14 protein-coding genes are annotated in these 11,839 nt (G+C 66.8%); 8 read left to right on the forward strand and 6 right to left on the reverse strand.

Features of this window, described 5'->3' with window-relative positions; genetic code table 11:
• Positions 1 to 6: 6 nt before the first annotated feature.
• Genes ruvX through AXZ95_RS18890 form a run of 3 tightly spaced genes read left to right on the forward strand, consistent with a single transcriptional unit; the run spans position 7 to position 3,377 of the window.
• Positions 7 to 474: a Holliday junction resolvase RuvX gene (ruvX, locus tag AXZ95_RS18880; RefSeq protein WP_026307193.1), complete on the forward strand. Its 468-nt coding sequence runs from the start codon at positions 7 to 9 to the stop codon at positions 472 to 474.
• Between the two features lies 1 nt (position 475).
• Positions 476 to 2,152, forward strand: a complete 1,677-nt coding sequence (mltG, locus tag AXZ95_RS18885; protein WP_231374436.1) for an endolytic transglycosylase MltG — start codon at positions 476 to 478, stop codon at positions 2,150 to 2,152.
• Positions 2,145 to 3,377 (forward strand): shikimate dehydrogenase, encoded by a 1,233-nt coding sequence (locus AXZ95_RS18890; RefSeq protein WP_018191220.1) that lies wholly within the window; start codon positions 2,145 to 2,147, stop codon positions 3,375 to 3,377. The genes mltG and AXZ95_RS18890 overlap by 8 nt, the downstream gene beginning before the upstream one ends.
• Positions 3,378 to 3,481: 104 nt before the next feature.
• On the opposite strand, the gene AXZ95_RS18895 is transcribed toward AXZ95_RS18890, so the two are convergent.
• The 6 genes from AXZ95_RS18895 to AXZ95_RS18920 all read right to left on the reverse strand — a co-directional run bounded on the left by AXZ95_RS18895 (position 3,482) and on the right by AXZ95_RS18920 (position 7,912).
• Positions 3,482 to 4,015 (reverse strand): hypothetical protein, encoded by a 534-nt coding sequence (locus AXZ95_RS18895; protein ID WP_231374434.1) that lies wholly within the window; start codon positions 4,013 to 4,015, stop codon positions 3,482 to 3,484.
• Positions 4,016 to 4,193: 178 nt separating this feature from the next.
• Positions 4,194 to 4,739 (reverse strand): hypothetical protein, encoded by a 546-nt coding sequence (locus tag AXZ95_RS18900; protein ID WP_018191218.1) that lies wholly within the window; start codon positions 4,737 to 4,739, stop codon positions 4,194 to 4,196.
• A 254-nt stretch (positions 4,740 to 4,993) separates the two neighbouring features.
• Positions 4,994 to 5,530, reverse strand: a complete 537-nt coding sequence (locus AXZ95_RS18905) for a hypothetical protein (protein ID WP_231374432.1) — start codon at positions 5,528 to 5,530, stop codon at positions 4,994 to 4,996.
• Between the two features lie 134 nt (positions 5,531 to 5,664).
• Positions 5,665 to 7,329, reverse strand: a complete 1,665-nt coding sequence (locus AXZ95_RS18910; RefSeq protein WP_018191216.1) for a hypothetical protein — start codon at positions 7,327 to 7,329, stop codon at positions 5,665 to 5,667.
• Positions 7,329 to 7,631: a hypothetical protein gene (locus AXZ95_RS18915; protein ID WP_018191215.1), complete on the reverse strand. Its 303-nt coding sequence runs from the start codon at positions 7,629 to 7,631 to the stop codon at positions 7,329 to 7,331. Before AXZ95_RS18915 ends, AXZ95_RS18910 begins: the two co-directional genes overlap by 1 nt.
• Positions 7,628 to 7,912, reverse strand: a complete 285-nt coding sequence (locus AXZ95_RS18920) for a hypothetical protein (protein WP_231374431.1) — start codon at positions 7,910 to 7,912, stop codon at positions 7,628 to 7,630. Before AXZ95_RS18920 ends, AXZ95_RS18915 begins: the two co-directional genes overlap by 4 nt.
• 265 nt (positions 7,913 to 8,177) lie before the next feature.
• Here AXZ95_RS18920 and aroC point away from each other — a divergent pair, with 265 nt between their 5' ends.
• From aroC to AXZ95_RS18945, 5 genes are read left to right on the forward strand one after another with little or no spacing between them, the layout of a single operon-like run.
• Positions 8,178 to 9,386 carry a chorismate synthase gene (gene aroC / locus AXZ95_RS18925; RefSeq protein ID WP_018191213.1) on the forward strand — a complete coding sequence of 403 codons (1,209 nt, stop codon included), beginning with the start codon at positions 8,178 to 8,180 and terminating at the stop codon, positions 9,384 to 9,386.
• A gap of 4 nt (positions 9,387 to 9,390) precedes the next feature.
• Positions 9,391 to 9,909 carry a shikimate kinase gene (locus AXZ95_RS18930; RefSeq protein WP_018191212.1) on the forward strand — a complete coding sequence of 173 codons (519 nt, stop codon included), beginning with the start codon at positions 9,391 to 9,393 and terminating at the stop codon, positions 9,907 to 9,909.
• The gene (gene aroB / locus AXZ95_RS18935; RefSeq protein WP_018191211.1) at positions 9,906 to 10,985 is read left to right on the forward strand and encodes a 3-dehydroquinate synthase; all 1,080 of its coding nucleotides are present in this window, start codon (positions 9,906 to 9,908) and stop codon (positions 10,983 to 10,985) included. The genes AXZ95_RS18930 and aroB overlap by 4 nt, the downstream gene beginning before the upstream one ends.
• Positions 10,982 to 11,365 carry a hypothetical protein gene (locus AXZ95_RS18940; RefSeq protein WP_018191210.1) on the forward strand — a complete coding sequence of 128 codons (384 nt, stop codon included), beginning with the start codon at positions 10,982 to 10,984 and terminating at the stop codon, positions 11,363 to 11,365. The genes aroB and AXZ95_RS18940 overlap by 4 nt, the downstream gene beginning before the upstream one ends.
• Position 11,366: 1 nt before the next feature.
• Positions 11,367 to 11,804 (forward strand): type II 3-dehydroquinate dehydratase, encoded by a 438-nt coding sequence (locus tag AXZ95_RS18945; RefSeq protein ID WP_018191209.1) that lies wholly within the window; start codon positions 11,367 to 11,369, stop codon positions 11,802 to 11,804.
• Positions 11,805 to 11,839 lie beyond the last annotated feature (35 nt).

The raw sequence follows: 11,839 nt of genomic DNA on the forward strand, positions 1-11,839 counted from the left end.
CACCGCGTGCGTAGCGGGGTGCGGATCGGCATCGACGTCGGCAAGGTCAGGATCGGCGTGAGCCGGTCCGACCTGCACGGGATGCTGGCCACCCCGGTCGAGACGGTCCCTCGCTCCGAGGACGCTGCGGACCGCCGGCGGATCGCCGAGATCGTCGGCGAACTCGGAGCCTTCGAGGTTATCGTCGGACTGCCGTTGGCGCTCTCGGGCGCGCACACCGCATCCACGGCGGACGCGATCGGTTTCGCCGAGTCCCTGGCCGTCGAGGTCGGGATCCCGGTACGGCTGGTCGACGAACGCCTGTCGACCGTGTCGGCGGCCTCGGCGCTCCGCGCGTCGGGTAGGAACGCGAAGAAGGCGCGTCCGGTGGTGGATCAGGTCGCGGCCACGATAATTTTGCAGCACGCCCTCGATGCGGAACGGGCCACAGGCCGTCCGCCGGGTGACCCCGTCGAATCGAGCATTGGACAGTAGCTTGGCTCAGAACCCCCCAGAGCGGCCCGAGCCGCCCGCCTTCCCGGCCGTGAACCGGCCGCCGTCGCCGCCGCAGACGCCGGCGACGGACAGTGGCGAGCGTCCGCCGATGACGCGCCGCGAGGCGCGGGCCGCCCGTGAGGCGCAGGAGCGCAGGGCGGAGGAGTCGCAGCCGCAGCCGGAGCAGGTGCAGCAGCAGCCATCCTCGGCGCAGCCCGAGCAGCCGGAGGAGCCGGAGGAGCCGTCAGCGCCCGTCGCCGGAGCTCCTGTCTCGGCCGCGCAGTCCCCGTCCGCGACGCCGTGGTCGCTGTTCGACGACAGCACGCCGATCTCCTCGCCGATCCCGTCCCAGGAGACGCCGGCGGATCGCGCGGCGCTCGACGGCCTCGACTTCGACGCCGTCATCACCGGCCCCATCGCCCACGTCGAGGAGCCCGAGACGGTCTCCGTCGCGGCGCGTCACGGCTCGGACGATCAGACGCCATCGCACCATGACCATCCTGCGCGTACCATCTTCGGAGTGCTGGAGGAGACCGAGGACGATTCCGCCCAGGACGAGCATCCACTCGTCTGGCGGCAGCAGAACTACCTGTCGCATGACGAGCCGCCGAAGAAGCGCCGGTGGGTCAAGCGGCTGATCGTGACCATCGTCGTGCTCGGCATCCTCGGCGGCATGGCCGGCGCCGCGTACGCCATCTTCCAGCCGCAGATCGCCAAGGTGCAGAACGCGCTCTTCCCGCCCGAGAACGACTACAAGGGCACAGGGACGGGCGAGGTCATGTTCACGATCAAGTCCGGCGACGACGGCTCGACGATCTCGGAGAACCTCGCGAAGGCGGGCGTCGTCAAGACGTACGACGCGTTCTACTCGCTGCTGCTGCGGCAGAAGCCGGATGTGGAGTTCCAGCCCGGCGTCTTCAAGCTCGCGAAGCAGATGAGCGCGGCAGCGGCGCTTGCCGCCCTGAAGGATCCGTCGTCGCGCGTCGAGAACACCGCGGTGATCCCGGAGGGGACTCCGGAGAAGGACATCCTGCAGACGGTGTCGGACGCGACCAAGATCCCGCTCGCCGACCTGCAGACCGCGGCCGCGAACCCGGCCGCGTACGGGCTCCCCGCCGAGGCCAAGTCGCTCGAGGGCTTCCTGTTCCCGGCGACCTACACCTTCGCACCGGGGACGACGGCGCAGCAGGCGATCAAGACCATGGTCGACCGGATGTTCCAGGCGCTCGACGAGGCGGGCGTCGCGCCGCAGAACCGCTGGAACACCGTCGTGCTCGCGTCCGTCGTGCAGCGCGAGGCCGGCCTGAAGGACGACTACCCCAAGGTCGCCCGGGTCTTCCTCAACCGGCTGGCCCAGGGATGGGACCTGCAGTCGGACGCGACGGTCGCCTACGGTACCGGCCACACCGACCGGGTGGAGACGACCGACGCCGAGCGCGAGGACGCCGGGAACCCGTACAACACCTACGTGCATCCCGGTCTGCCGGTCGGCCCGATCTCGAACCCGGGCGACCTGGCGATCAACGCGGTGCAGCATCCCGCCGACGGCACCTGGATGTACTTCGTGACCTGGAACCTCCAGACCGGAGAGACGATCTTCTCCACCACGCAGGCCGAACACGAGGCAGCGGTGGAGAAATGGCAGCAGTGGATGAGGGACAACCCCGGCTATGAGTGACACGAGCAAGCAGCGGCGCGACGAGGACCTGGCGGAGCCCGCGGTGCTCGAGGACGACACGGTCGAGGAGTCGCAGACGGACGAGGCCGACGAGCGGGCCGCGGTCGAGGACGGCGTCTCGGAGGCGTCGTCGGAGGCGTCGATCGCTGCGCTCGTCGAGGCTGAGCGGGAGCGCGAAGCCGAGGAGGCCGCGGTCGAGGAGGCGGAGGAGGCCGTCGAGCGGGAGGCCCCGCACGACGAGCCGGAGGAAGAGGCGGAGCCGGAGTCCGAGACGGCCTCCGAGCCGGAGCCCGCGAAGGCCCCGACGAAGCAGTCGACCAAGGCCCCCGCGAAGTCGACAGCATCCAAGCCCCGCAAGCCGAAGGCCCCCAGCCGCAAGCTCGCGGTGCTCGGCTCGCCGATCGGCCACTCGAAGTCGCCGCAGCTCCACCGGGCCGCGTACGAGGCGCTCGGGATGGACTGGTCGTACGAGGCCATCGACGTCACCGAGGACGCCTTGCCGGAGTTCATCGCGGGCCTCGGCCCGGAGTGGCGCGGGCTGTCGCTGACTATGCCGCTGAAGAAGGCGGTGCTCCCGCTCCTCACCGAGACCGACCGCATCGCGGAGCAGACCGGGGGAGCGAACACCGTGCTCCTCGACGGCGAGGCGGTCCGCGGCTTCAACACCGACGTCGCCGGCATCGTGCGCGCCCTGCAGGCTGCCGGGCTCGAGCAGGCGCACTACGTCCACATCCTGGGCGGGGGTGCGACCGCAGCGTCGGCGCTCGTCGCGGCGGCGGAGCTCGGCGCCGACCGTGTGGATGCGCACGTGCGCGACCTGGAGCGCAGCGCATGGATCGAACCGCTGGCGAACCAGCTCGGCCTGCGCGTCCGCATCCGTCCGTTCGCGCAGGCGGACCGCTCGCTCGACGTGCCGGACCTCGTCATCAGCACGCTGCCGGGCGGCACCACCACCGAGGCGGTCTACACCGACTCCACGCGGCGCCGGTCCGTCCTGTTCGACGTCGCGTACGAGCCGTGGCCGACGCCGCTGGCCCGCCAGTGGGAGTCCGTGGGCGGCCGTGTCGTCTCGGGCCTCGCCATGCTGGCCCACCAGGCCCTTCTGCAGGTGCGTGTGTTCGTCTCGGGCGACCCGCTGCAGCCGCTGGAGGACGAGGAGGCCGTGCTCGCGGCCATGCTGGACGCGGTCGGCATCGACGCGCAGGGCGCTCCGCTGGAGGTCTGAGGGCGGAGGCCCACGAGCTCCGAGCGGAGAACTCCGGCGCTCAGAGCGTTGAGAGGAGGACGAGACCTGGTCTCGGCCGCTTCTCAGGTCGGGAATCGCGGTGCTCAGAGTCCTGGCAGGGGTTGGAATTCGCTGGCGGTTGGAGTGACCAAGACGATGACGGTGTTGACATGCCCTGGGCCTCTGTAACGGAGGTCATAGATCACTTCGAACCCGAGCTTGTAACCAGGCTGAAGCGCAACTTTGAAACCGCGATCGGGGTCATTCTTCATGTACTTGATTTCGCGTTCCGCGCTGGTCTTGTCGAAGCCGTAGGCTTCGGCGCCGTCGCGGATGATGGTGAAGAACTCTTCCGGGGTGTCCGCGGTCAGGAAGTACGAGATCTCGCTAACCCACGCTTCTTCCGGGACCGTGAAGAACCTGATGTGGTCGGATTGGGCGGTGAGTGTTCCGTGGGAGCCGTGGAGTGTGAGAGTCATCGGGCCATCGGTTGAGAGGTTGGGTGGGTAGCCGGTGGCGGGGATGCCGAGATCCGCTTTGAGGAGTTCGTTTCTGGTGAGGTCGAAGGTGACCTGGCAGGTTTTGTAGATCTCCTTCAAGCCCGCCTCGTCCATTCGGGAGTTTTTCGGGTCGTTCACGGTGGTTCCCTGTTGCGTTGGGGTGTCGCATTGCGGTCGTGAGGAGTCTGCTGTGAGTGCCTGGACCACTCCGCACCCGGTCAGTGTGAACACCAGCATTCCCACTACCGCAGCCCGGGCCAGTCTGTATCTCGTGGTTCTTGCTTCCGTGCATGCCTGTCGCGTGCGGCCCACGATCTCAGGAGGTCGGCTCAGAATAGGAATGCGGCCTCGGTTCGCTGACCGCCGGAGTGACCAAGACGATGACGGTGTTGACGTGCCCTGGACCCCTATAGCGGAGGTCATAGATCACTTCGAACCCGAGTTTGTAGCCGGGATCAAGTGCAATTTTGAAACCATCATTGGGACGGTCTTTCATGGCCTTAATCTGATATTCCGCGCTAGTCTTGTCGAAGCCGTAGGCCTCGGCGCCGTCGCGGATGATCGTGACGAACTCTTCCAAAGTCTCGGCGGTCAGGAAGTACGTGATATCAACCCAAGGTTCTTCCTCCACTGAGAAGAACCTGATGTGGTCAGTGCGTGCAGTGAGTGTCCCTTTGGAACCCTGAAGGGTGAGGGCTATGGGGCCGTCGGTCGTGATGCTGGGCACATAACGGGCAGTGGCGGGGAGGGCGAGGTCTTCCTTGAGGAGTTCGTTCCTGCTGATGTCGAAGGTGACCTGACAGGTTTCGTAGATCTTCTTCAGTCCTGTCTCGTCCAGTTGCGAGTTTGTCGCGCTAGTCATGGTTGCTTCCTGTTTCGGTCGGGTGTCGCATTGCGGTAGGGAGGTGTCTGCTGTGAGTGCCTGGACAACTCCGCACCCGTTCAGTGTGAACACCAGCGCTCCCGCCAGCGCAGCGCCGGCCAATCTCCTGTACCTCATGGTTTGTAATTCCCTGCGTTCCCTGCCGCACCCCACGAGCTCCGACCGGACATCTCCGCGCTCAGAGGAGGACGAGACGCGGTCTCGGCCGCTTCCCAGGCCGGAAAACGCGGTGCTCAGGGCCCTAACAGCGGTTCAAATTCGCTGACCGTCGGATTGACCGAGACGATGACGGTGTTGACGTTCCCTGGGCCTCTGTAACGGAGGTCATAGACCACTTGGAACCCGAGCTTGTAACCAGGTTGAAGCGCCACTTTGGAACCGACATCTGGGTAATCCTTCATGTACTTGATCTCGCGTTCCACGCTGGTTTTGTCGAAGCCGTAGGCTTCGGCGCCGTCTCGGATGATGGTGAAGAACTCTTCCGGGGTGTCCGCGGTGAGGAAGTACGCGATTTCGCTGACATCAGCTCGTTCCTCGGGTGCGAAGAAGGTGACGTGGTCGGTGTGCGCCGTTAGTGTTCCCTGGGAACCGCGAAGGGTGAGGGTCATGGGTCCGTCGGTGACGATGTCGGGCACACCGCGGGACGTGGCGGGGAGGCCGAGGTCTTCTTTGAGGAGCTTATTGGTGGTGAGATCGAAGGTGACCTGGCAGGTTTCGTAGATCTCCTTCAAAGCCGCCTCGTCCATTCGTGAGGTCTTCAGGTCGTTCACTGTTGTTTCCTGTTTCGTTGGGGTGTCGCATCGCGGGTGTGAGGTGTCTGCCGTGAGTGCCTGGACCACTCCGCACCCGGTCAGCGTGAACACCAGCATCCCCGCCACCGCGGCGCGGGACAGTCTGCCGTATCTCAAGGTTTCTTCTTCCCGGTGTATCCCTGCCGCACCCGGTCCAGAATCTCGGGGAGCCGGTTTTGGATGCGCATGTCTTCGGTGCGTTTGGTGAAGTCGGACTCGATGATCTCCCGCACCTTCTCCGGCTGGTTCTTCACGAGGTCCTGATAGACCGGCAGGGTGTCTTTCTTGATCAGTGACCAGCGATCATCTTCGTCGGCAATGTTGCCTTCGGAGAACACCTCAGGGAACGTCTTCGCGCCGGGGATCGCTGCCGCGCCGATCAGGGTGATCATTTGCGTCATCGCCTCTCCCGTGGGCGCGTGATCCCGCATGGCATCGTAATTGTCATCGATGATCTCCTTCTGCTCACGCTTGAGCAGGAACCCGTTCCCCTCGGAGATTTGTGCGGGGTCGCCGGATGCGATCTGCTTCCAGGCATATGCGGTGTCTCGATCGATCGCTCCGGATGCGCGGAGGCGTTCGATCTCTTTCATGCCGCCACCGAGGAACGCCTCGTGCTGACGGGCTTGATCGAGGAAGATCTCTTTCTGCATCCCCAGAAGAGTCGTTTCGTAGAACCGCAACTCTTCGTCGCTGAACTGTCTCAACTGCCCCCACAGGGCGTCAGGAATGAATGGGGGCTGCACTCCCGATTTCAGGATGCTGCGCAGCATGGCCAGGTCACGGAACCCGCCGGCGAACGACGGGCCGATCATGTTCGCCATCCCCGCCCATTGAAGATCAGGATTGTTCAGATAGAGGCGGCCGTAGTAGTCGTAGACCTTCTTGATCGTCTCCCAGTTCGCCTCCGTTCCACGACGGAGGTCCCAGGTCGCCGGGTCGATCCCCGCCTTGAGGAGGGCCTTGTGGTTCCAATACCCCGTGAGGAAGCGGCGGTACTCGGGCGAGTTGGTAACGATGAGACCGGAATCGGCGGCCGCGTCCATCGCGACTTTCGCGCCCTCCCAATGCTTCGACGCCCACTCCCGGAACTCCGGACTGTTGAGATACGCAGACCGTTGCTCCGGAGTCATCCCCTTCAAGAGTTCCGTCAGATACTGTGCGTCCTTCTTCGGGTCCGGCTTCGCCTCCTTCAGGGCGAACATGTCGACGCCTTTTCCCTTGGACACGGTCTTATGGAAGAGCCCGGTGGTCCCCTGATGGAACCCATGGAGTGCATCGAGCCTGTCCGTCAGATCGCGGAGGTCGTTCTCCAGTTGCGTCAACACCAGGTCCAACTGGGAATTCACGGCGCCCAAGGCTTCCGCTGTGCCAGGCAGGACAGCATTCACCGCAGTGACGAGCGCGCTGTTCATCTCCTTGAGGCTCTCGGTGAGATCCCGCTGCGCCCGGGTGGCGGTGAGCTGTGCGTTCAGCTCGTCTTCTTTCAGGACGCCGAAACGATTGACCTTGCTGTCCTCGTAGGTGTACTTGGTGAGGTCGTTCTGGATGATGTCGATCTCACTCCGGGCAGCCGTGATCTGAGGGACGATATCCCGCGTAAGGACGAGCTGCGCGGCCGAATAGCCCTTACCGGACAGCTCACCGCCACTCAGTGCCTCGACGAGACGACGAGAGGCATTCTCCGTCGCCTGCAACACTGACAACGCCGAGGTCAGATTCCCGGTAAGTGCGGTCTTCAGGTTGTTCGAGTCGGCCGCGTCATAAATCAACCCCATCAGGCACCCACTTCCGAGGACGACGTGATCGCCCGTTTGGCCTCGTTCAGGAGCTCCGTCTGCTGATACGTGAGTTGGCCGACGTAGCTGTCGAGCTCTCTTCGCGCCGCCAGCCCTTTCTGTACGAAGTAGTTCGTCGGGCCCAGGGCAGCGGCCGCCTCTTCGAACCGGGAGGTGTGCTCCCTCATCGCGCGCCGATACTCGTCCCACCGCTCTTCCTGCACGCGAACCTGTGCAAGAGCCTCCGCGGTCTCCTCCTCGGACGCGCTGGATCCCTGGCTCTCACGGTCGTGACCGCTCATGACTCAGCCCCCCAGATCGCTGCGTCCAGACTGTCGCGCTGCTCGATCTTCTTCGCGAGCGAATCGACATTCCGGGAGTGACTGATCAATGTCGCAGACAGCTTGAGGATGCCCTCCAGTGCGGTGTTCGTCACGACTGCCGCATCCTTCATAGTCGCGATATTGCTGGAACCGAGTTCCACTTTCTGCGCCTGCACGTCCGTTTTGATCTCAGCGATACCGGCTACAGCATCCTGTGCGGCAGCGACATTAGACGTTAGTTTCAATGGATCATTCCTCACCCCTGGTCCGTACAGGGTAAAGATTGCGGCCGCCCACGACGTGTCCGGGTCCAGTCCGCCCGGGTTCAGCGCCGACTGCGAAAGCCTGGAGAACCACCCTTCGGAACTCGACTTCCAGAGCGGGGCGGGGTTCGCGGCGGGTGTCGTCCCGCAAGCGAACCTCAGAGGCCACCGCCATTAGCGGCCCAATTCAGGACAGTTCGGAGCCGACGCGGTGGGCCGTCACGCTGCCGGTGAAGTCACCGCGCTGTGCCAGAATCGAATCATGCTTCGTTGGCTCACGGCCGGGGAATCCCACGGTCCCGAACTCATCGCCGTCCTGGAGGGTCTTCCCGCCGGGGTCCCGGTCTCGCTCGACGCGATCCGTGCCGATCTGGCGCGTCGCAAGCTCGGGTACGGCCGCGGTGCGCGCATGAAGTTCGAGCAGGATGCGCTGGAAGTGTCCGGCGGAGTCCGTCACGGTCTGAGCCTCGGCAGCCCGATCGCGCTGCGCATCGGCAACACCGAGTGGCCGAAGTGGGTCGACGTGATGAGCCCCGAGCCGGTCGACCCGGAGGTGTTGAAGTCCGGCCGTGGCGCCGCACTCACGCGTCCGCGTCCCGGTCACGCCGACCTGGTCGGTATGCAGAAGTACGGCTTCGACGAGGCCCGACCGATCCTGGAGCGCGCGAGCGCCCGCGAGACGGCCGCCCGCGTCTCCCTCGGCGCCGTCGCGCGCTCGTTCCTGAACGAACTGGGCATCACCCTGGTCAGCCACACCCTTTCCATCGGACCGGTCCGCGTGCCGGAGGACGCCCCGCTTCCGCGCCCGTCGGACGTCGACACGCTCGACGCCGACCCGCTGCGCTGCTTCGACCCGGCCACCTCCGAGCGCATGGTCGCCGAGGTGGATGCCGCGCACAAGGACGGCGACACGCTCGGCGGCGTCGTCGAGGTGCTCGCGTACGGCGTCCCGCCGGGGCTCGGCTCGCACGTCCACTGGGACCGCAAGCTCGACGCACAGCTCGCCGCGGCGCTCATGGGCATCCAGGCGATCAAGGGCGTCGAGATCGGCGACGGGTTCCTCACCACGACGCGTCGCGGGTCGGAGGCGCACGACGAGCTCGTCGCCGCTGACGGCACGATCGCGCGCACGAGCGACAAGGCGGGCGGCACCGAGGGCGGCATGAGCACCGGCGGCGTGCTCCGCGTCCGTGCCGGCATGAAGCCGATCGCGACCGTCCCGCACGCGCTGCGCACAGTGGATGTGGCGACCAGCGAGGCCGCACCGGCGCACCACCAGCGCTCCGACGTCTGCGCGGTTCCGGCCGCGGGAGTCGTGGCGGAGGCCATGGTCGCGCTCGTCCTCGCGAACGCCGTGCTCGAGAAGTTCGGCGGCGACTCGATCGGTGAGACGGCCCGCAACCTCCACGCCTACGTGGCCAGCATCCCGGAGAACCTCACGACCGAGCGCGTCAGCGCCCCCTACGCCTGACGCCGTGTCGTCCGAGCTCACGACGCCCGTCGTCCTGATCGGCCCGCCCGCGGCCGGCAAGACGCGGGTCGGCAAGCGTCTGGCGCGCCGGCTGCACCTGCCGTTCGTCGACACGGACGCCGTCGTGGTGGCGCAGCACGGCCCCATCCCTGCTCTGTTCGCCGAGCACGGGGAGCCGTACTTCCGCCAGCTGGAGCGGGCGGCCGTCGCCGAGGCAGTGCGTGAACCGGGTGTCGTCTCACTCGGCGGGGGAGCCGTGCTCGACCCCGCGACGCAGGCGGACCTGGCCGAGACCCGCGTGGTGCTGCTGACCGTGCGGCCGGAGGCGATCGCCCGCCGCATCGACAACTCCAAGCGGCCGCTGGTCACCGACCTCGAGTCGTGGAAGCGCCTCGTCGCCGCGCGCAGCGACCTCTACCACTCGCTCGCCGACTACACGGCCGACACCTCGTCCCGTCCCATCGACACCATCGTCGAGGAGATCGCGACCTGGGTCGAGTCGCAGAAGGAAGGACACGCATGACCGACGCCCCCACCGAGATCCTGGTCCCCGGTGCGCATCCGTACCCGGTGATCGTGGGCCGCGGACTCCGTCTGGAACTCGCCGACCACCTCGGGAACGCGGTCAACAAGGTGCTCGTCGTGCACCCGCCGACGCTGGGCGCTGCGGCCGCCGAACTGCGCGAGTCGCTCGTCGGGCGCTACGAGGTGCTGCTCGCCGAGGTGCCGGACGCGGAGGCGGCCAAGCGCGTCGAGGTGGCGTCGTTCCTCTGGGGCATCATGGGACAGGCCGACTTCACCCGATCTGACGCCGTCATCGGGTTCGGCGGCGGCGCCGTCACCGACCTGGCCGGATTCGTGGCCGCGACCTGGCTGCGCGGCGTGAAGCTGATCCAGGTCCCGACGACGCTGCTCGGCATGGTGGATGCGGCGGTCGGCGGCAAGACCGGCATCAACACCGCGGAGGGCAAGAACCTCGTCGGGGCGTTCTACGCGCCGGACGCCGTGATCTGCGACCTCGACACGCTCACATCCCTGCCGAAGAACGAGATCCTCGCCGGATTCGCGGAGGTCGTGAAGTACGGGTTCATCGCCGAGCCGGAGATCCTGGACATCATCGAGGCCGACGTCGACCAGGCGACCGCCCCGGAGACGCCGGAGCTGCGCCGGCTGGTGGAGCTGTCCATCGGCATCAAGGCGCGGGTCGTGGGGGAGGACTTCACCGAGCAGGGGCTCCGCGAGATCCTCAACTACGGCCACACCCTCGGGCACGCCATCGAGCACGCCGAGCGGTACCAGTGGCGGCACGGCGCCGCCGTCTCCGTCGGGATGGTCTTCGCGGCGGAGCTCGCCCGGCTGAGCGGGCGGTTGAGCGACGAGGTCGTCGACCGGCACCGCCGCATCCTGGAGTCGCTGACCCTGCCGGTTTCTTATCCGCTGGGCCGCTGGCAGACCCTGCTCGCCACGATGCAGCGCGACAAGAAGGCCCGGGGCAGTATGCTGCGGTTCATCGTGCTCGACGATGTCGCCCGGCCAACCGTGCTGGCCGGCCCCGATCAGAGCCTGCTGTTCGCCGCATACCAGGAGGTGGGCTCGTGACCGAGAAGACCGTGCTGCAGAGGTTCCAGGCGAAGCCCGGCGACGGGATCGCGCTGGTGGTCGCAGAGGACGGCGACCGCGCACTGCTCGGTGCGCTCCCGGACGGGGCGACCGAGGCGCCGGTGGAGTCCGCCGCGATCGTCGCCACCGTGGTCCGGACGCGCGACGAGCTGCTGGCGCGCTACGCCGAGCAGCTGCCGGTGGCATCCGGAGCGCGCGCCGTCTGGGTCGTGTACCCGAAGGGCGGGCGCGCCGACGTCAACCGCGACGTGGTCGCGGGCGAGGCGCGCGCCTACGGCTGGCGCGGCGTGAGCAACATCGCGGTCGACGACACCTGGTCGGCGGTACGCGTGCGCCCGCTCAAGGACGGGGAGGAGTGACGTGACGACCATCCTCGTCCTCAACGGCCCCAACCTGGGGCGCCTCGGCACCCGCGAGCCCGACGTCTACGGCTCCGGCACCCTCGACGACCTGCGCGTCGTCCTCGCGGAGGACGCCGGCGACGACACCATCGACCTGCGCCAGACCGACGACGAGGGTCAGTTGCTGCGGTGGCTGCACGAGGCGGCGGACACGGGTGCGCCCGTCATCCTGAACGCCGGGGCGTGGACGCACTACTCCTACGCCGTGCGGGATGCGGTGTCGCTCGTGACGAAGGCGGGAGGCACCGTGATCGAGGTGCACCTGTCGAATCCGCACGCCCGCGAGGAGTTCCGCCACACCAGCGTGCTGAGCGCTGTGGCGACCGGCGTCATCGCCGGGTTCGGCTTCGAGTCGTACCGGCTGGCGCTGGCGTTCATTCGCCGAAACGCCCGCTGACGTCTAGAATCTCTGGGGGCCGCCGTGCGCGGCCG

Source organism: Leifsonia sp. 115AMFTsu3.1 (assembly GCF_004362795.1).
GTDB lineage: Bacteria > Actinomycetota > Actinomycetes > Actinomycetales > Microbacteriaceae > Leifsonia.